Here is a 19,257-nt window from a genome sequence, read left to right on the forward strand (position 1 = left end):
AGGCTTCCTTTAAGAACAACCCAGAGCAAGAAAGCAAACAAAAAAGGGAACAACCCGGAGTGATCAGATGTTCCCGAACTCAAATCTTTACTTATAAACCTTCATTGGTAGGTTAGTTAAAGACTGCCCCGTAGCAGAAGCAGTTAAATTCTCTTCTAATTGAAACCCTTCTACAGGTTCAATACGAGAAAACTTCTGTAAGAATGCCTCTAGTACAATCTTCATTTCTAATCGTGCAAGAGGGGCACCCAAACAGATATGTGGACCATTTCCGAAGGTCAAATGCCTTTTATTATTGGAACGATGAATGTTTAAAGAAAATGGGTCATCAAACATATCTTCATCCATATTACAAGCACTCATCCACGCAATGACTACATCACCTTTTTTTAATTCAGTGCCTAATAAATTATTGTCTTGTTTAACAGTGCGATCTCTCCTTGACATTTGAAAACGATATCGGAGCATTTCTTCGACCGCGTTTGGTACTAATTCTATATGATCTCTTAGTTCCCCATATAAAGACTGGTTATCATAAAGTAAGGAATAGAAAGAATTGGCAATCGCATGACTTGTTGTTTCAACCCCGGCCCCTAAAAGCAGCATGGTGGTTTGTACAATCTGCTCATCCGTAAATCTTTCGCCATCTACCTCGGCACGGATTAAATCGGAGATAATATCTTCAGAAAGGTTCGAACGTTTTTGAACGACAATCGGATAAAGGTATTGAAAATATTCTTTTGCAGCCTTTTGTTTTGCCAGTTCAATATCTTCCAGCCTTTCTTTGTCGTAAGGTTGGAAAAGAATATCAACCCATTTTTTGAATTGATGCTGGTCTTGTACCGGTACGCCAAATAAATCGGTTATGACCATACTAGGCAGCGGCGCAGCCAAGGCTTCAACAATGTTAACCGTCGAGTTTTCTTGTATGGCCTCCACAAGTTCAGTTGCAATCTGTTGAATACGCGGCTCCCAGTTCTTTAAACTGCGCGGAGTAAAAGCAGCTGCTAACAAGGAACGTGCTTTGCGGTGTTGAGGAGGGTCTTGAAGGGTAATATTCATTATAGGTGAAGATTTTTCTTGTTTGTCTTTCGCTCCAACAAAGATGGTGGTTCTAGGTCCTTCACTTGAAAAATATTCATAGTTACTTAGCACCTGTTTAACATGTTCATATTTAAACACATTCCATGTATTTGTTTTTTCATGATAATAAACAGGGTGATTGTAAAGCATTTTTTTGTACCAATTAATAGGAAAAAATTCTTCTGAACGTGACTGGAAATTTGTGATTTCATTCATTGGAATGACTTCTTGACTCATAATTTCTTCCTCCTTAATAAATGAATCTTACTTAATTTAAATTACTCTAATCAGAGTAGTTTTTGTAGAGTAAATGGTACTAAATTGTTTATTTTAAATCTTCTGAGAAAACTAGATAAATGGGCTTTATTGCACTTGTATGATAAAAAAGGATTCAGAGGATGGGGGGATGGTGGATAATGGCTATTATGATAAAATTAAAATTAGGTTAAGAACTAATTAAGAAAGGGGGATTTCTTTATGTCTCTTTCGTTATTTATACTCGGGAGTTTGGCTAATGAAAATAGCAACCCCTATCAACTAAAGAAAGCATTGCTAGATGTCATTCCCATAACAATAAGCGAAGGGAAATTTTACTATAATTTTGAATCATTACAAAAAAGGGGACTCATCGAAACAGTTGAAACCATTCAGATAGTCAATCGTCCCAACAAAACCCTGTACGGGATTACTCCGGATGGAAGACGCTTTCTTGAGCAAGAGATTTATAACAGCTTTAAAAAAGTCTCAAAGATAGAAGATTTATATATATCCATCTACCTATTAAAATTCATTGATCCAGTCAAGGCCGCTTTGTTCCTTGAGGAAACGATAAAAAAAGAAAAGATTCAATGGGATGAATTTAAACGGGCTAAAGATAAAGAAGAATTCAAAGAACGAATGGAATTACTTGATGAAAAACAAATGAGGGCGGTTCAATTTATTAGTGAACATGCATTTAGCCAATCAGAACATAATATTTATTGGATGGAAAAACTCTTAGCCTTTTTAAAGCGAATTGAAAAATGAAATAAGAAAAGCAAGCGATAAAAAAATAACTTTTTTAGGAAGATGGCTCTGATTAAATGATATGCTCCCGATAAAGTAGACAGATGAAATAATAAAAATCTGTTTTACTTTATTGGGGGTTTTTTTATGGCCAAAAGTGCTTATTCTGCACAAGAAAAACATGAGTTAATTAAATACAGAGAGAAATGAAGCGATTGGAGCGCGACAATGAACGTCTTCGTGCAGAAAATGCATTCTTAAAAAAGTTGCAGGAACTAGAAAGGAGGCGTTTAAAGAGGCATCAATGAGCCACATTCGGTTAACAGACAAATATTTAGCTATCCAAGAGCTTCATGAAACAGAGAATTTATCCATTGTACTCTTATGTGAGATTGCGAGAATCTCACGTTCAGCTTATTATAAGTGGATTAACCGTTCCCCTTCAGAAAATGAGCGTTTTAATGAAGAAATCCTTAAGGAGATAAAGCTTCTATATAAAAAGGTAGACGGCATATATGGTTATCGTCGAATAACATTGAACCTCAGACGTACCTTATCAAAGGATATTAACCATAAGCGGGTGTATAGACTAATGAGGGCTGCAGGCATTCAATCGGTTATCCGACGTAAAAGGAAAAAATATAAGCCGAGCACGCCACAACATGTAGCCGAGAATATATTGAATAGAGAATTCACCGCTGAGAAGCCAAATGAGAAATGGTTAACTGATGTGACTGAAATGAAATATGGGGTCTCGCAGAAGGCTTATTTGAGTGCAATATTAGATTTGTACGACGGATCGATTGTTAGTTATGTATTAGGCACTTCTAATAATAATCCGTTGGTATTTAAAACCTTCGATTTAGCGTTGGAGGCTAACCCAGGAGCTAAACCCCTTCTTCACAGTGATCGAGGGTTTCAATACACTTCTCCTACTTTTAAAAAGAAAATTGATAAAGCAGAGATGGTTCAAAGTATGTCAAGGATCGGAAGATGTATCGATAATGGACCAATGGAGGCTTTTTGGGGAACATTGAAAAGTGAAAAGTATTATCTGAACAGGTACAACACCTTTGAAGAGTTGAAGAAAGACATTGAGGAGTACATAAAATTTTATAATTATGAACGATTACAAAAAAGACTAAACGGCCTTAGTCCCTTAGAATACAGGGCTAACGCCGCTTAGTGTCTTTTATTTATTTCCGCTGTCTACTTGACGGGTGGCACTTCACTTTTCGGGAGTCCATTGTATTTTAGTAATTTTTCCTTGGGTTACTGCCTAAAATGTTGAATTAATTGTCTTCGTTTTTTTACAATATTCATACAGGTGTTTCAGAAAGGGCTGAAATCAGTCTACTTCAACATCAATTAAATAAAATTTCTATATATTATTGTAATAATGGATTTTAATCATCTTTGCGTACGATTATACCCAAACTTTCTAATTTATCTATGATCTCTTTTAAAGATTTTTGTCCTAAGTTGCGTAATTTTCTTATATCTTCTTCCGACTTATTAGCTAAGTCATCAATAGTATTAATCCCATTGCGTTTTAAACTGTTAAAAGAACGAACAGAAAGATCTAAATCCTCAATAGTCAGGTTAAGAATGTCTTTTTCTTTTGAAACTTCTTCTCTTTCCAACATAATTTGGCTATCTTGTAATTCAGGATTAAGTCCTACTAAAATAGAAAGATGTTCATTAAACATTTTTGCACTTTCAGAAATGGCTTCGCTGGGCCCTAAACTCCGATCTGTCCAAAGTTCAAAATATAACCTTTCAAAACTATCCAATTGACCTACACGAGTGTTCTCAACTAAATAACTGGCGCGTGAAACCGGTGTATAGATTGAATCTATTGGTATGACTCCTTCTTGAAGGTCACCACGTTTGTTTTGCTCTGCAGGAACATAACCATGTCCACGTTTTGCAGTTAGACGCATTCTAAAATGTACATCTTCTTTAAGGGTAGCAAGATGCAAATCGGGGTTTAAGATCTCTACATCACTATCATGAGAAATATCATCAGCGGTTATTGTACCGGTTCTATGTACATCGATCATCAATTCTTTCTCATCTTCAGAGAGAATATTCATAGATAATTTTTTTATGTTCAATATGATAGTTGTTACATCTTCTTCTATCCCATCAATAGTTGAAAATTCATTCTGCACCCCATCTATTTGTATGGAAGTGACAGCGGCACCGGGGAGTGAAGTTAAAAGGATGCGACGTAATGAGTTGCCCAGTGTCGTTCCAAATCCTCGCATGAGTGGTTCAACGACAAACTTTCCATACTTGCCATTCTCACTAATCATAACCTTTTCAATTCTTGGTACTTCAATTTTTAACATCGGAATTATACACCCCTTTTACTCATTAACACAAAAACAACCTATTATCTTTAGTTAATATACTCCAAGTACTATGAAGAATGCTAGTTTAACGGATAAAAAATGTATTCAACGATAATTTTCTTGGGCAGCAGCAGGAAAGTGGAATTTGTAATTTACGAATTCAGGAGAATCTTTTAAGAATTTCTAAAGGGTTTGGTTAAAGCATAATGTCCGTACAAACATATCATCATTAGGTAAACCTAATTTTACATATAATAAGCTTCTTTTAAAAAACGTCTAACAATATCCCTTGCTTCAAGCTAGCGGTCACTCCGTTTCACCCTATGGGATGAGGAAAACTAGAATTTCATGGGCTTTAAAGACTTCAAATCTTTAACTAGAAATAGTAATTCCGTTCAAGTTACACTGAACTATAACTTCACCATCTATGGTTGACACCCCTTAATAATCCATAATAAATATAAGGTGAATCTTTGTTTAATAGTAGCCGCCCGATAAACGAGCTTGAACCTTAAAAGATTCGAATTGTAATTGCAGAGGATTTGGAAAAGTTGTTCGAGGAATTAGTTCCCTACTGAATTTGGAAAATGATAAGGATGTCGTGGAGCAGATGAGGGATGGAGAAGAGGAACTTACTCTTGTTCACTAATTACAACCGGAAGTTTGTTTCATGGATATAGATATGTCTAAAAGACGGGGATGCAGAGTAATCATTATATCCCACCTTAGCAAGCACTGGTTATTTTCAACGTGCATTAAAAGATGATGAAAGATATTTATTATTGAAGGATAGCCCGGGTGAGGAGTTAGCCTGCTCCATTCGCAGCATTATGCATAGAAGATCATTGAATACAAACCTGCCGTATTACTTGCTACCAATGCTATTTGGTAAGTCGTGAATTAACCAAATAAAAATTAATTAAAAATTTCATCTATGTTTTAAAATATGAATTAAAATATATTTCAATTCATATGTCATTATTAAATTATATAGTAACATATAAGTTGTTTTTCTGTAATGTTGAAAAGGCTTTTTATTTCCTCTACTTCCGTTAGCGCTCCAGGTTTGTTAGACCCAATTAACTTTGACACACTTCATTTCCTTCTAGCCGTAATTGCATTAGTATTATACAGCCCCTTAAAACTATTCAGAAACATACTTTTATCAGTAGCCAGAATGATAAAGGGAAATGATATTGGAGAGGCAAAAAGAAGGCATAGCTATTCATAGCTCCAGGGACAAACCAAGGTAAGACTAAGAAATACATAGATGTTAAATAGTGAAACTAATGTTGTTAAAGACGAATGAAAAATTTAGAGAGTATTAGGGGGAGTAATCATTTATAAATTTAAATTTTGATAGAAGGATAAAAAAAGAATTAAACATTATAACGTTATATTGACTGACCTTAAAATAAGTGGTAACCTTATTCTTGTAGAAAAAACAAAGAAGTAGATGTAAACGCATACTAGTACCCATTTTATAAGGTCTACTGAAAAGGATGAGGGAAATGAAAGATCGTTTCGTACTACAGAATGTAAAGATGGTGGATGGAAATTCTGTAGATATTATTGTAGAAAATAGAAAAATTGTAGACATTGTTTCGGCTGGAACTGGATGCGGTGACAAAATAGTCAACTATAAGCATAAGGTATTTGTTTCCAGTGGCTGGATTGATATGCATGTCCATGCCTTTCCAGAATTTGATCCATATGGGGATGATGTGGATGAGATTGGCTATAAGACCGGGGTAACAACGATTATTGATGCTGGCAGTACGGGCGCCGATCGTTTGCCTGACTTGGTAAGCAGCTGTAAAAAGTCAAAAACAAATGTGTTCGCTTTTGTAAATATCGCACGAATTGGCCTAAGCCGAATTGATGAGTTATCCGATCTTTCTTGGCTTGATGAAGATGCACTGAAAAGGGCCATTGCGGAACACAAGGATTTTATCGTTGGACTGAAAGCAAGGATTAGCAAAAGCGTGGTCGGTTCAAATGGAGTAGAACCATTAAAAATAGCTCGCAAATTTTCTAAGGACACCGATTTACCGCTAATGGTTCATATCGGTTCGGGGCCACCGGATATTAGCGATGTCCTTGATTTGCTTGAGAAAAAGGACATCATAACTCATTACTTAAATGGGAAAGCCAATAATTTATTTAATGAGAATGGAAAACCTCTTCCTAAATTTCTGAATGCAATTAAACGGGGAGTCCATTTGGATGTTGGCCACGGGAATGCAAGCTTTTCTTTCCAAACGGCAATACAAGCGAAAAAGTATGGTATTCACTTTGATACGATTAGTACGGATATCTATCGTAAAAATCGTTTAAACGGTCCTGTTTATAGTATGGCCAATGTCTTATCAAAATTTTTGTATTTAGGTTATTCCCTAGAAGAGGTCATTGATGCCGTTACAGTTAATGCAGCAAAGTGGTTGAATAAACCAGCTTTAGGAAGGATCGCGACAGGGGATACAGCGAACCTCACATTGTTCACTGTTGAGGATGAAGCGATTTCTTTACTGGATTCTGAGGGAGAAGAGCGAAAAACAGATCAAAAGATTGTTGTAAAAGGAGTGGTGATTAATGGAGAATACATTGAATGCTAAATATGGTTTGAAGAGGGTCATCAATGCAAGTGGCAGGATGAGTATACTAGGTGTTTCCGCTCCAACGGACACTGTTATGGAAGCCATGAAAATTGGCGGGCAAAATTACGTTGAAATCTCTGATTTAGTCGATAAAGCAGGACAACATATTGCTGGATTGCTTCAATCTGAATCGGCAGTGGTTGTCAACTCGGCATCAAGTGGAATTGCCCTTTCTGTAGCGGCGATTGTTACCGAAGGAAACCGACGAAAAAGCGAACGACTTCACCAAGAACTGATTCAAAAAAATGAAATCATTATGCTAAAGGGCCATAACGTACAATACGGAGCACCGGTCGAAACGATGATTTTCCTTGGCGGAGGGAAATTAGTGGAGGTTGGTTATGCAAATGAGGGGAAAGCGGAACATATTGCTGATGCTATAACCGAGAATACAGCGGCTTTCCTTTACGTCAAATCCCATCATGCTGTTCAAAAAAATATGATTTCGGTTGAAGAAGCCTGGGAAGTGGCTAAAGCGAATCATGTTCCATTGATAGTCGATGCGGCTGCAGAAGAGGATTTAAAAAAATATGTACAAGTTTCGGATTTAGCGATTTACAGCGGTTCGAAAGCAATTGAAGGTCCTACTTCTGGTATTGTAGCCGGGAAAGAAAAATATATCGAATGGGTAAAGGTTCAACTGCACTGTATCGGCAGAAGCATGAAAGTCGGTAAAGAAACAACCTTTGGACTATTGCAGGCGTTAGATGAGTATTTTGTCAAAACTGACAATAGTGAAAAGGAAAAAGCAAGTCTGCAAGTTCTCAAATCTCTTGAGTCGATTCACGGTGTAAAAGTACAGATTGTACAAGATGAAGCTGGACGCGCTATTTTCAGAGCACGTATTCAGATTGATCCTGCTGTTACGAAGACAACAGCGAAGGAAGTAAACGACAAACTAAAAAATGGTGAAATTGCAATTTATACCCGTGATTACGGAATTCGACAGGGCTTTTTCGATATTGATCCACGTCCATTGCAAGGCGATGACATCTACGTGATTGAAGCTACATTAAAAGCGATTTTAGGAGGAAGAGAAATATGACAATCATAGAAAAACGTTTTTATCAAAATCGTGTCGCATTGAATGTTCTAGCTAATAGCATTGAAAATGCAGTTGAGGTTTTTGAAGCTGCTGAAGGACATGTATTAGTTGGGATACTTTCAAAGGATTATCCAACTGTAGATGATGCTGTTACAGCCATGAAGGAATATGGGGCAGCGATCGATGAAGCGGTTTCTATTGGTCTCGGTGCTGGTGATAATAAACAAGCTGCAGTGGTAGCAGAAATCGCAAAATACTACCCAGGAAGCCATATAAATCAGGTGTTTCCTGCAGTAGGCGCAACACGTGCCAATTTAGGAGAGAAAGATAGCTGGATCAATTCCCTTGTATCACCCACAGGAAAAGAGGGTTACGTAAATATTTCTACTGGTCCTGTAAGTGCTGCAGCTAGTGAAACAGCTATTGTTCCAATCAAAGCTGCAATTGCGTTAGTACGAGATATGGGAGGAAATGCATTGAAATACTTCCCAATGAAAGGCTTAAAGCATGAAGAAGAGTTCCGTGCCGTTGCCAAAGCCTGTGGTGAAGAAGGGTTTGCATTAGAGCCAACTGGAGGCATTGATTTAGATAATTTTGAGACTATTTTAGAAATCGCATTGGAAGCAAAAGTGCCTAAAATTATTCCTCACGTTTATTCTTCTATTATTAATAAAGAGACTGGAAAAACAAATCCGGATGATGTGAGGACATTATTAGCAATTACCAAAAAATTGGTTGAAAAACATGCCTAAACAGATTGTTGCTTTCGGGGAAGTAATGATGCGTATGCAGGTGCCGGGTTACGAATTACTTACTCAGGCTAACACATTACAATACTCTTTTTCAGGCACGGGAGTAAATGTTGTTTCTGCGATGAACAAGCTTGGCTACGATGGATACCTTGTTACTAAATTACCAGAGAATCCTTTAGGTGATGCAGCAGTTGCTTTCTTACAACGATTGGGAATCAATCGGAGTTTCATTACTAGAGGTGGCAAATATCTAGGATTATATTTTTTAGAAAATGGTTTTGGACAACGGGCAAGTCGCGTGACCTATACTAATCGTCTGGAAAGCTCTTTTAACACGTCTTCATTTACGGATTATAATCTGGATTTGATTGCTGAACAAGCAGATATCATTCATTTTTGTGGAATTACTCTTGCAATGACCGATGAGGTCCGCTATAGTATGAAGGCACTTGCCAAAAAGGTAAAAGAAAAAGGCGGATTGGTTTGTTTCGATTGTAATTACCGTCCTTCCTTATGGGAGGGAGGTTACGTGCAAGCAAAACCTCACTATGAAGACATGCTGGCGCTGGCTAACATAGTCATGATGAATGAAAAAGATGCGATGTATATTTTAGAAATGGAGACAGCGGAAGTTACACGAGAGGAACAGCTTAAAGACCTCATTCCTAAGGTTGCAAAACATTTTGATATTCAAACGGTCGCGGGAACGCACCGAGGGATAAACAGAGATAATACCCATTCCTTACGCGGCTACATGTATAAAGATGGGGAGTTTCACTTCTCAGAAAATATTTCTTTTTCCGTTTATGATAGAATTGGAGCGGGTGATGCCTATACTAGCGGGCTCTTGCATGGCGAATTGGCTGGATTTTCACCTGAGAAAACAGTTGGTTTTGCCGCCGCAGCGGGAATGCTTGCTTGTACTATTGTAGGGGATACCCCAATGTCGACGGAAGCTGAGATATTATTAGCCATGGCGGGAAGCATTGATGATATAAAGCGATAAAGATAAAGGTAGGAGATACGGAATGAATATGATTCAAAAAAAAGGCCCCTTGTATTTACAAATAAAAGAAATATTAAAGGATCGTATTTTACATGGGGTTTATGCGATTCATACAAACATTCCCTCTGAGCCTCAGTTAGAAGAAGAATTTAATGTGAGTAAAATTACAATTAGAAATGCCATTAAAGAACTTGTCCAAGAAGGATATCTTGAAAAGAAAAGTGGTAAAGGAACAAAGGTTATTGCTAATGTTTCGATTACCAAGCTTTCAAAGGGAAAGCGGTTTACGGAAATATTAGTAGAGGAAGGTAACCACATAACTAAAAAGGTGTTAAGTATTAGGAAGGCGGAATTGTCTCCGGAATCTGAACTCTATTCCTTGTTTGGGGACAATTGTATTCAAATTGAACGAATCTACTTATTAAACAATGAGCCGTATATTCATTTCACTCATTATATTTTATTGAACATGAGTGATGGAGAGGTAAAAGATGTTCATATTGGATCTTTGTACCGTTTTTTAGAAGAAAATAACATTAGGCTTGAATCATTTCGAGATGAGTTCTCTGTTTCGCTTGCACCGAGTTATGTTAGTGAAAGATTAAATTTAGAGAAAGAAACAACAGTGTTAAAAAGAATTCGTCGATCCAGTGATGAAGAGGGAAATGTTCTGGAGTATAGCGAAGGTTACTATAATACAGCTAAACAAAACTATATTGTGACCTATAATGACTCCAAACAATAATACCATTTCTTTGTAAAAAATGTAAGCGGATTCTAAGGAGAGGGTGGGAAAAATGAGTTTATATTTAATAGGAATTACCGTTTTAGCAATTGTTATCGTTATTTTAGGAGTATCGTGGTGGAAATGGCACGCCTTTATCAGTTTAACTGTAGCCGGCCTATTTCTAGCTGTTTTTTCGGGAGTACCAATGGACAAGATTGTCGGTGCCTATGAAACCGGCGTTGGTGCTGTCCTCGGACATCTTGTAGGGATTTTAGCTTTGGGTACGATATTAGGTAAGATGATGTCTGACTCAGGTGCAGGGATGCAAGTGGCTGATTTCTTTATCAAAAAATTCGGTGTAAATAAACTGCCATGGGCAATGCTCCTTTCCGGATTTATAATTGGAATTCCTGTATTTTTTGAAGTGGGTCTAGTAATCTTACTGCCTCTGGTTATTTCTATTCGTAAGTCTACTAAACAAAATATCTTATTAATTGGTATTCCAGTGCTAGCTGGATTATCCATTGTACATGGATTAGTTCCACCTCATCCTGGAGCAATGACGGCGATCGGCATTTATAATGCAAACCTAGGACATGTCCTTCTTTACTCATTAATTATTGCTTTTCCAACAGCCATTATTGCTGGACCTATATTTTCAAAATGGGTTCAAAAAAGGGTGATACCTGTTGGTGAACCAGAATTAATCCGCGTGGTTACAAAGTCAAGCGGATTACCAAGCACTGGGGTTTCATTTTTCATTATTTTACTACCTGTTTTATTAATGTTGTTAACGGTAATCGCTCCATATCTATCTCTACCTAATGTTATTGGAAAATTCTTAGTACTCATTGGGAGTCCGGTTATTGCCCTATTAATCTCTTGTTTTGCAGCCTATTTTTTCTTAGGCTACCGCCAGGGAATGGACAAAACTTTAATCAAAAAATTAACAGAAGAATGTTTATTGCCACTAGCTTCGATCATTCTTATTATTGGTGCAGGCGGAGGGTTTAAGCAGATTCTAATTGAAAGCGGTGTAGGTAACGCTATTGCAACAATGTCAGAGCAAATGTCATTATCCCCAATAGTCCTTGCCTTCCTTGTAGCAGGCTTAATCCGAATCGCTACTGGTTCAGCAACCGTTGCGTTAACCACCGCAGCTGGTATTGTTTCTCCAGTAGTGGCTCATATGTCTGGTGTTAATTTAGAATTATTAGTTATTGCAACTGGAGCAGGTTCATTAATGTTTTCCCATGTGAATGATGCTGGTTTCTGGTTAGTAAAAGAATATCTAGGTTTGACTGTAAAAGAAACATTCAAAACATGGACAGTTATGGAGACAATTCTTTCCTTTGTAGCATTTGCTTTAACTCTACTATTAGATGTATTTGTTTAAGGATAGTACCATTGACCAAGAGTTGAGCAATAGCTTTGTGAATCACCATTTAAGAGGGTGCCCTAAAGTTGGAGAGTCTATCTTATTATCCACGTGACTTACATTCTTTAATTTGTGGTTAATAAACAAACCTGTAAAAATAATATGAAAATGGATTAAAGCTTTAATCGTCTTCTAAAATCGGTTTAAATCCTGTGAAATGCTATATCTAGAAATATTTTCTGTTGTTGTTCATATTTCAGTTTGTGAAGGTTGTGCCTAAACTAATTGTGAGCATGAGTAAAAAAATGAGATCGCTGAAGAGATCTTTTTGCTTGTGTTACCATTAAAATCTTTTGTAATTTAGTGAAAAAATAGAATTCTAATTAGTCGTTAGCTCATCGTTTTTAAACCAACTATTACACTAAAAAACCCATACTGGTCATGAAGGATGGCGACATCATCGAAACAGGTACCCATGAAGAACTGTTGAAACAAAATGATTTCTATGTAGAGTTGTACAACAGTCAGTTTGAAGAAGCATCCTAATCACAAAAGATGTATATATTCTTTTCAATCATAACGCCGAATCTCACTCCAAAGATCTGGATAGAGATTCGGCTTATTCATTTTACACTATTTTTCTTTCTAAAGTTACTTCTTCCTTTTAGCAATAAACCTAGAAGAATGGTACAAAGGACGAAATCCCTTCGAGTCCCTGCAAATTAAGAAATATTAATCACCTTAATGATGTTGAAATTCCCCAACATTTCATTAATTGGTGAACCCCTTCTTCAATCTGATCCAATGGAATCCCGCCAAAGCCCAATAGAAATGTTGGAAATTTCCATTCAATTGGATTTAATAGATAATCGCTTGCCGGATAAATAGCAATCTTGTTTTTTTCCGCTATCTCTTTTAACTCACCTTCACTCTTTGCCAGGGGAACAGAAATTAAAATGTGCATTCCGGCTTTGTCACCAGTGATGGAGACAAGCGGATAATACGTTTCAAATACCTCGGTTAATTTTTCGTGTTTTTTTCGATAAATTTTCCGCATCCGGTTTAAGTGTTTGGAAAAATAACCATCCCTCATAAAGTCAGCTAAAAGATGTTGATCAAATCTCGGTACGGTTGCGGAGTAAAAATTGAACGACTGTTTGTACTTTGCTAGCAAGGGCAGTGGCAATACAAAATAAGCAACACGCAGTGAAGGCATTAACGATTTGGTAAACGTGCTGAGATAAATCACTTTATTATTTTGGTCCATCCCTTGTAGGGCGGGAATGGGTTTCCCTTTATAGCGAAACTCACTATCGTAATCGTCTTCAATAATATAACGATCTTCACCTTTTGCCGCCCAGTTTAATAGCTGCGTTCTTCTTGTAGCGGATAGAACCGCACCCGTAGGGAATTGGTGGGAGGGTGTAATGTAAACAATATTGGCATTTGTCCTTTCAAGCTCATCCACCATTAAACCATCATCATCCACCGGAATGGGCAGGGCTCTATTTTCCAATTGGATTCTTGGGATGGCTGAATAGCCGGGGTTTTCAAGGGCAAATTTTGAATCATCTCCCAGTAATCGGAGGATCATAGGCAGCAGTTGTTCCGTTCCTGAGCCGATGACAATCTGTTCTGGCTTGCAGGCAATCCCTCTAGATTGATAGAGATAATTAGAAATTTCCGCTCTTAATGCGAATTCTCCTTGCGCGTCCCCAATTTGCAACAACTCTTTTGAACTTTGATCATATAAGTTTTTGGCATATTTTCGCCAGATTGAAAACGGGAATGAATCGGTATCGATTTTTCCTGGATGAAAGTCAAATTGATAGGTTTTATTCTTTGCCGTTTCAACAGGTATGGTTAGCGACTCTTTTTCAAGATAAGGTAATTCATCAATCTCTTCAACAAAAAATCCAATCCGGGGTTTGGAACCAACATAGCCTTCCGCCATCAGCTGTGCATAGGCAATCTCAATGGTGGTTTGGCTGATATTTAAAAAGTCGGCTAATTTTTTTTTTGAAGGCAATTTAGTCCCGACTTCAATTTGTTTATCGATAATGGCGTCTTTGATTCCGATATAAAGCTGTTCATACAATGGTTTGGCTGTATTTTTATCCAATGTAAACATCAGCATGTCCATCTGTAATTCCTCCAACTGACCACATAAATTTTTAAAAAATTGAACCTTTTCACAAAGTCAATTTCTATTATACTAGTAATCATTAAAGGAATGGAGGTTTTTTTGATGAAACAGGTAGGAACGGAAAGAGTAAAACGAGGCATGGCGGAAATGCAAAAAGGCGGCGTGATTATGGACGTCATTAATGCCGAGCAGGCAAAAATAGCAGAGGCTGCAGGTGCAGTTGCTGTTATGGCGTTAGAGCGGGTACCATCCGATATTCGAAAAGCTGGTGGTGTAGCTCGTATGGCAGATCCTCGGATTGTAGAGGAAGTATTGAATGCTGTAACCATTCCAGTAATGGCAAAAGCACGTATTGGTCATATTGTCGAAGCACGTGTTTTAGAATCAATGGGCGTTGATTATATAGATGAAAGTGAAGTATTAACACCTGCTGATGAGGAATTCCATTTATTAAAAAGCGACTACACCGTACCTTTTGTCTGTGGATGCCGCGATTTAGGGGAAGCTGCTCGTCGTATTGGAGAAGGAGCTTCCATGTTACGTACGAAAGGTGAACCGGGAACAGGAAATATTGTCGAAGCTGTTCGTCATATTCGTAAAGTTAATTCACAGGTAAGACGCGTTGTTGGTATGAGCGCAGATGAATTAATGACAGAAGCAAAAATTTTAGGTGCACCATTTGAATTATTATTAGAAATCAAAAAATTAGGGCGTTTACCAGTTGTCAATTTTGCTGCTGGTGGGGTGGCAACACCTGCAGATGCCGCTTTAATGATGGAACTTGGAGCAGATGGTGTATTTGTTGGATCAGGTATTTTCAAATCTGAGAACCCAGAAAAGTTCGCACGTGCCATTGTAGAAGCAACGACGCACTATCAGGACTATAAACTAATTGCTGAAATTTCAAAAGAGCTGGGGACACCGATGAAAGGTATTGATATTTCAACGCTAAATGCAAGTGAACGTATGCAGGAACGTGGTTGGTAATATGCTGAAAATTGGGATACTTGCATTACAAGGTGCAGTCAGAGAGCACATCAGACAAATTGAAGAACTTGGTTGTGTGGCCATTCCGGTTAAATCAGTTGAAAATTTAAATGAACTTAATGGACTTGTATTACCTGGCGGGGAAAGTACAACAATGCGTAAACTGCTGGACCGTTATGAAATGCTTGAGCCCATTCGTGCTTTAGCCCTTAAAGGAATTCCGATGTTTGGAACATGTGCGGGTCTGATTTTATTGGCAAAAGAAATCGCCGGATCTGACACGCCTCATCTGGGATTAATGGATGTCGTGGTTGAACGGAATTCTTTTGGACGCCAAGTTGATAGTTTTGAAGTAGAACTGTCCACCCGAGAAATAGGGGAAGACATTCCCGCTGTTTTTATTCGGGCCCCGCATATCGTAGCAACAGGTGAAACTGTTGAAATTCTCGCCAAACATGAAGATCGCATCGTTCTAGCACGCGATGGTCAATTTTTAGGTTGTTCCTTTCATCCAGAACTAACAGAAGATAACCGGATCATGAAATATTTTATTGAAATGGTACGGGAGCACAATTAAAAGCCTTGAATGAAATGTAAATAATATTTATTTGATGTTTTTAATTTCTCTTAATATTAATAAAAGAGATATAGGCAGTCTTGGTCAGTGGTACCAAGACTGCCTTTTTATTTCTAGAAAAGAATAGCAGGATTAAATGCTTTTTTATGTATAAGAAATAATTGCTTCGGCAATCTTTTTTGTATTTGAACTAACTAGAAGACAACTTAAAGAAGGAAGCTCTTATTTTTGGTCGAATTTTATATATAATGGTAAAAATTCTTTAAGAAAAGGGTGGATATAGTGGAACAGAAAGAATTTTGGAGCTTAATAGAAGAGTCCAGGGAATGTGAAGATCAGGCGGAATGGTTAACCGATGTACTAGCACAAAAAGGATTAGAAGAAGTTTTAGATTTTGAATTTTTATTACAACAATTAATGAACGCCAGTTATAAATCTCGTTTATGGGGAGCGGCATTTGTTTTGATGGGAGGCTGTTCTGACGATGCCTTTGATTATTTTCGGGGATGGCTGATTGGACAGGGAGAAGAGATATTTAATAAGGTTATGGAAGATCCTGAATTCTTAGCAGCGTACATAAGTGAGGATAACCTTGATGATGAAGGATATCCGCAAAATGAAGAATTGCTTTCGGTTGGATTAGATGCATATACCCTGATAAAGACGGGTGAAATGGAATGGGATGACAATATATATGATGAGCTATTAGAAGCTCTTGAGAAAAAAGGGTTGCAGCCTAGCCCTGATATAGAATTTGATTGGGAGGAAGATGATCTAGAAGATTTATTTCCTATTCTATGGGAAAGATTTGGAGAAGAACCACTAGGTTAATAGATCGTGGTATGTGAAATGGTTCATTTGTCCTGTTTGAGTAAAGATTAAGGGGTTGAGTAAAACAATGATTTGAAACAAATGCACATAAAAAATACTTTTGAATTGCCCAAAGAAACAGTTCTAAATGAATTTTATGAACGAATGATTACCATCCCTATTAAAGCAAGAACAAATTTGAAAAATGAACTCATTCACATCATTGGCATTGAACGGACAAGGGGTGTCTTTATCCGCTATGGCTGGCATTGTGGGGTGAGCGATGCCGAAAAGGCCATGTCGCTGCAATGGGACGATGGATTTTGGTGTTTTCTGGCCCTAAATTACATATGTTTCATGGTTATTTAGATCGAGTGGAAATTCTGGAAATGAGATTTGATGAGCAAAAGAAATGCAATTTTATTGAAGTTCTTTGGATTAATACCTTTGAGGCGTCGCAATATTTAAAAGCCAAAGGTCTCAGTGAAAGGCCTGTTTGTTTTGTTACAAATACTTCATATTATCAAGAAATAAAAGTTTTATCAGCAGGCAAAGTTGATAAAAATGAAAAGCTGCTAGTGCTTGTGTAAACTCAATTTCAATCTATAACGAATATGATTTCGGTCTTAAGTACGGAACCATATTCAACCAATCAAAATGATAAAAAGGACCCACGGTGTACAACACGTTTGAGAACGTGGTTGTAAAATAACGTTTATGATAGCCTGCAAATTACTAGATTTGCAGGCTTTTAGTAATGCGTAAAAAAAATGAATTACTCGTATGATGACTTCCTGAAAGTAAATCTGTTTGTAAAAATATTTTTACAAAAAAATCAAAAATATTTTACAATTTCTTAAAATTTTTGGTATATTAATTGTTTTAATTTACAAAATTTTCCGTCATTAAGGGGTTAATTTTATCGAGAATAAAGGATTTTAAGGTTGTAGAAGAACATTCACAAAATCTACAAATAAAGTTTAAAAAGTTGGCACAATTATTGCAATATTTAAAAGCATGGAAGCAAATGATGAATTCATCCTTCCATGTAAGCGATAGCGGAAATAACAAAATGAGAGGGGAAAAGATAACATGAGCCAAAACAGCGATGAATTAACATTTATTAATGGGAAAATTTTTACATCCAATCCAGAACAGCCTTATGCCAGTGCCATGGTCGTCCGTAATGGCATGATTGCCTGGATCGGTGAAGAGGAAGATTTGAAAAATATTGAAGGAAAGTGTGTCGACCTTAATGGTAAAAGAGTTCTGCCCGGATTGATTGATGCACATTTACATCCGTTATATTTGGCTGGAGCTGCCAAGCAAATAGCCTGTACTCAGCCACTAATTCATTCCATAACAGATTTAAAAGAACAAATTCGTTTGGTGCGTGCATCGCAAAGTCAAGATTCCTGGATTCAAGGCTGGGGTTATGATGAAGGTAAGTTATTAGAAGGAAGAGCCCCAACGCGCTGGGATTTGGATCAGGCAGCACCCGAAGTTCCGGTTGTCATTACTCGAACTTGCGCTCATATCATATCAGTCAACAGTAAAGCATTGGAATTGGCAGGAATAACGAAGGATACTCCCGACCCGCAGGGCGGTAAAATTGACCGTGATGAAAACGGTGAGCCAACAGGTATTTTACGTGAGAATGCCAAAGATCTTGTTAATCAAGTCATGCCTGAAACGACATTGGAAGATGATGCCACATTACTTGCAGAACTCAGCCCTTTTTTACTTTCACACGGGATTACAGCCATTACGGAATTAATGGGGCGGACAAAGCCAAATGATTACTTAGAAATGTATCAATTGGCTACTCAAAAAGGACTGAAGCAGCGTTCTGTTCTTTATTATATTTGGGAAGATTTAAAAGAACAGCCTATCATTGAACAGCAAAAAATGGTAAGAGAAAATCAAGTACACATTGGCGGAATTAAATTGTTTTCCGATGGTAGTGTCTCCGGCCAAACAGCCTGGGTCAACCCGCCATTTTTAGGGGAAGGAGAAAATTATGGCATCCAAATGACTACCAAGGAAGAATTATTGGCTGCCGCAGAAGCAGCAAAAAAACATAACATCCAGCTTGTGATCCATGCCATGGGTGAACAGGCAATCGATTTGATCGTTGATACCTTCTATGGGCAAAAAGGCTGGCTGACAGACGCACCATCGATCAGAATGGAACATGCGGCCATGCCGACACCTAGTACACTGAAGCGGGCAGCAGAAGCGGGAATTGCATTTGTTTCGCAGCCCATCTTCCTGTTCGCAGAAATTGAAACCTATCTTCACAATTTAGGTGCGGAACGAACTAAGCAAACCTATCCATTTAAAGCGATGTTAGAGGCAGGAATAAAAGTAGCATTTTCATCCGATGCCCCCGCCACCGCATGGGCTGACCCCGTAAATCCTTTCGTCGGAATCAAATCGGCCGTCACCCGTCTTGCACATGACGGAACAGATACCGGTAAAACACAAAGGGTAGATGTTGAAACAGCGATAACGCTGTATACCCGAGCGGCGCAAGAAATCACCCGAATTCCAAATGTTGGCCAGCTGAAACAAGGCTTCCATGCCGACTTCATTGTCTTGGATTTAGATATAGTGGACGTATATCCGGAGCAAATTGATCAGATACAAGTAGTGGAAACCTATATGGCTGGTAATTTGGTTTATAACTTAGATTCGATCGAAAAATCAGTAGTAGAATTATAAAAT

The 19,257-nt window shown here is 37.7% G+C and carries 17 protein-coding genes; 14 read left to right on the forward strand and 3 right to left on the reverse strand.

Going from position 1 to position 19,257, the window contains the following annotated elements; genetic code table 11:
* Positions 1-87: 87 nt before the first annotated feature.
* Positions 88-1,320 carry a cytochrome P450 gene (locus J7E81_RS10040; RefSeq protein ID WP_215042051.1) on the reverse strand — a complete coding sequence of 411 codons (1,233 nt, stop codon included), beginning with the start codon at positions 1,318-1,320 and terminating at the stop codon, positions 88-90.
* Positions 1,321-1,560: 240 nt separating this feature from the next.
* On the opposite strand from J7E81_RS10040, the gene J7E81_RS10045 reads away from it, so the two are divergent.
* Both J7E81_RS10045 and J7E81_RS10050 read left to right on the forward strand, forming a co-directional pair.
* Positions 1,561-2,109 (forward strand): PadR family transcriptional regulator, encoded by a 549-nt coding sequence (locus tag J7E81_RS10045; RefSeq protein WP_215042052.1) that lies wholly within the window; start codon positions 1,561-1,563, stop codon positions 2,107-2,109.
* A gap of 283 nt (positions 2,110-2,392) precedes the next feature.
* Positions 2,393-3,274 carry an IS3 family transposase gene (locus J7E81_RS10050; protein WP_215042053.1) on the forward strand — a complete coding sequence of 294 codons (882 nt, stop codon included), beginning with the start codon at positions 2,393-2,395 and terminating at the stop codon, positions 3,272-3,274.
* A 220-nt stretch (positions 3,275-3,494) separates the two neighbouring features.
* Here the strand turns inward: J7E81_RS10050 and J7E81_RS10055 are convergent, their stop codons facing one another.
* Positions 3,495-4,442 carry a DNA-directed RNA polymerase subunit alpha gene (locus J7E81_RS10055; RefSeq protein ID WP_215042054.1) on the reverse strand — a complete coding sequence of 316 codons (948 nt, stop codon included), beginning with the start codon at positions 4,440-4,442 and terminating at the stop codon, positions 3,495-3,497.
* Between the two features lie 1,514 nt (positions 4,443-5,956).
* Here J7E81_RS10055 and J7E81_RS10060 point away from each other — a divergent pair.
* Genes J7E81_RS10060 through J7E81_RS10085 form a run of 6 tightly spaced genes read left to right on the forward strand, consistent with a single transcriptional unit; the run spans position 5,957 to position 12,028 of the window.
* A complete protein-coding gene (locus J7E81_RS10060; protein ID WP_215042055.1) occupies positions 5,957-7,060 on the forward strand; it encodes an amidohydrolase/deacetylase family metallohydrolase in 1,104 nt (367 codons plus the stop codon).
* Complete coding sequence (locus J7E81_RS10065) at positions 7,038-8,147, forward strand: DgaE family pyridoxal phosphate-dependent ammonia lyase (RefSeq protein WP_215042056.1); 1,110 nt, start codon at positions 7,038-7,040, stop codon at positions 8,145-8,147. Before J7E81_RS10060 ends, J7E81_RS10065 begins: the two co-directional genes overlap by 23 nt.
* Positions 8,144-8,899 (forward strand): 2-dehydro-3-deoxy-phosphogluconate aldolase, encoded by a 756-nt coding sequence (gene dagF / locus J7E81_RS10070; RefSeq protein WP_215042057.1) that lies wholly within the window; start codon positions 8,144-8,146, stop codon positions 8,897-8,899. The genes J7E81_RS10065 and dagF overlap by 4 nt, the downstream gene beginning before the upstream one ends.
* Positions 8,892-9,905, forward strand: a complete 1,014-nt coding sequence (locus J7E81_RS10075) for a sugar kinase (RefSeq protein ID WP_215042058.1) — start codon at positions 8,892-8,894, stop codon at positions 9,903-9,905. The genes dagF and J7E81_RS10075 overlap by 8 nt, the downstream gene beginning before the upstream one ends.
* A 22-nt stretch (positions 9,906-9,927) precedes the next feature.
* Entirely contained in the window at positions 9,928-10,650 is a 723-nt protein-coding gene (locus J7E81_RS10080; protein ID WP_215042059.1) for a GntR family transcriptional regulator, read from the forward strand.
* A 52-nt stretch (positions 10,651-10,702) separates the two neighbouring features.
* Positions 10,703-12,028, forward strand: coding sequence for a GntT/GntP/DsdX family permease (locus tag J7E81_RS10085; protein WP_215042060.1), 1,326 nt, complete (start codon positions 10,703-10,705; stop codon positions 12,026-12,028).
* Between the two features lie 718 nt (positions 12,029-12,746).
* On the opposite strand, the gene pdxR is transcribed toward J7E81_RS10085, so the two are convergent.
* Entirely contained in the window at positions 12,747-14,153 is a 1,407-nt protein-coding gene (pdxR, locus tag J7E81_RS10090) for a MocR-like pyridoxine biosynthesis transcription factor PdxR (protein WP_215042061.1), read from the reverse strand.
* A gap of 105 nt (positions 14,154-14,258) precedes the next feature.
* On the opposite strand from pdxR, the gene pdxS reads away from it, so the two are divergent.
* The 6 genes from pdxS to J7E81_RS10120 all read left to right on the forward strand — a co-directional run bounded on the left by pdxS (position 14,259) and on the right by J7E81_RS10120 (position 19,254).
* Entirely contained in the window at positions 14,259-15,143 is an 885-nt protein-coding gene (gene pdxS / locus J7E81_RS10095; protein WP_215042062.1) for a pyridoxal 5'-phosphate synthase lyase subunit PdxS, read from the forward strand.
* Position 15,144: 1 nt separating this feature from the next.
* Positions 15,145-15,720, forward strand: coding sequence for a pyridoxal 5'-phosphate synthase glutaminase subunit PdxT (gene pdxT, locus J7E81_RS10100; protein WP_215042063.1), 576 nt, complete (start codon positions 15,145-15,147; stop codon positions 15,718-15,720).
* A gap of 282 nt (positions 15,721-16,002) precedes the next feature.
* Entirely contained in the window at positions 16,003-16,551 is a 549-nt protein-coding gene (locus tag J7E81_RS10105; RefSeq protein WP_215042064.1) for a DUF4240 domain-containing protein, read from the forward strand.
* Between the two features lie 81 nt (positions 16,552-16,632).
* Positions 16,633-16,899: a XylR N-terminal domain-containing protein gene (locus J7E81_RS10110; protein WP_215042065.1), complete on the forward strand. Its 267-nt coding sequence runs from the start codon at positions 16,633-16,635 to the stop codon at positions 16,897-16,899.
* A 20-nt stretch (positions 16,900-16,919) separates the two neighbouring features.
* The gene (locus tag J7E81_RS10115) at positions 16,920-17,120 is read left to right on the forward strand and encodes a hypothetical protein (RefSeq protein ID WP_215042066.1); all 201 of its coding nucleotides are present in this window, start codon (positions 16,920-16,922) and stop codon (positions 17,118-17,120) included.
* 502 nt (positions 17,121-17,622) lie between these two features.
* A complete protein-coding gene (locus J7E81_RS10120; RefSeq protein ID WP_215042067.1) occupies positions 17,623-19,254 on the forward strand; it encodes an amidohydrolase in 1,632 nt (543 codons plus the stop codon).
* The last annotated feature ends 3 nt before the right edge of the window (positions 19,255-19,257 follow it).

It is taken from the genome of Bacillus sp. ISL-18 (genome assembly GCF_018613415.1).
Taxonomy (GTDB): Bacteria; Bacillota; Bacilli; order Bacillales; family Cytobacillaceae; genus Neobacillus.

What these genes read in the sequence shown, in the direction of transcription:
- J7E81_RS10040 (WP_215042051.1), bottom strand. Translation starts at nt 1,320, where the DNA reads ATGAGTCAAGAAGTCATTCCAATGAATGAAATCACAAATTTCCAGTCA.
- J7E81_RS10045 (WP_215042052.1), top strand. Translation starts at nt 1,561, where the DNA reads ATGTCTCTTTCGTTATTTATACTCGGGAGTTTGGCTAATGAAAATAGC.
- J7E81_RS10050 (WP_215042053.1), top strand. Translation starts at nt 2,393, where the DNA reads ATGAGCCACATTCGGTTAACAGACAAATATTTAGCTATCCAAGAGCTT.
- J7E81_RS10055 (WP_215042054.1), bottom strand. Translation starts at nt 4,442, where the DNA reads ATGTTAAAAATTGAAGTACCAAGAATTGAAAAGGTTATGATTAGTGAG.
- J7E81_RS10060 (WP_215042055.1), top strand. Translation starts at nt 5,957, where the DNA reads ATGAAAGATCGTTTCGTACTACAGAATGTAAAGATGGTGGATGGAAAT.
- J7E81_RS10065 (WP_215042056.1), top strand. Translation starts at nt 7,038, where the DNA reads ATGGAGAATACATTGAATGCTAAATATGGTTTGAAGAGGGTCATCAAT.
- dagF (WP_215042057.1), top strand. Translation starts at nt 8,144, where the DNA reads ATGACAATCATAGAAAAACGTTTTTATCAAAATCGTGTCGCATTGAAT.
- J7E81_RS10075 (WP_215042058.1), top strand. Translation starts at nt 8,892, where the DNA reads ATGCCTAAACAGATTGTTGCTTTCGGGGAAGTAATGATGCGTATGCAG.
- J7E81_RS10080 (WP_215042059.1), top strand. Translation starts at nt 9,928, where the DNA reads ATGAATATGATTCAAAAAAAAGGCCCCTTGTATTTACAAATAAAAGAA.
- J7E81_RS10085 (WP_215042060.1), top strand. Translation starts at nt 10,703, where the DNA reads ATGAGTTTATATTTAATAGGAATTACCGTTTTAGCAATTGTTATCGTT.
- pdxR (WP_215042061.1), bottom strand. Translation starts at nt 14,153, where the DNA reads ATGGACATGCTGATGTTTACATTGGATAAAAATACAGCCAAACCATTG.
- pdxS (WP_215042062.1), top strand. Translation starts at nt 14,259, where the DNA reads ATGAAACAGGTAGGAACGGAAAGAGTAAAACGAGGCATGGCGGAAATG.
- pdxT (WP_215042063.1), top strand. Translation starts at nt 15,145, where the DNA reads ATGCTGAAAATTGGGATACTTGCATTACAAGGTGCAGTCAGAGAGCAC.
- J7E81_RS10110 (WP_215042065.1), top strand. Translation starts at nt 16,633, where the DNA reads ATGCACATAAAAAATACTTTTGAATTGCCCAAAGAAACAGTTCTAAAT.
- J7E81_RS10115 (WP_215042066.1), top strand. Translation starts at nt 16,920, where the DNA reads ATGAGATTTGATGAGCAAAAGAAATGCAATTTTATTGAAGTTCTTTGG.
- J7E81_RS10120 (WP_215042067.1), top strand. Translation starts at nt 17,623, where the DNA reads ATGAGCCAAAACAGCGATGAATTAACATTTATTAATGGGAAAATTTTT.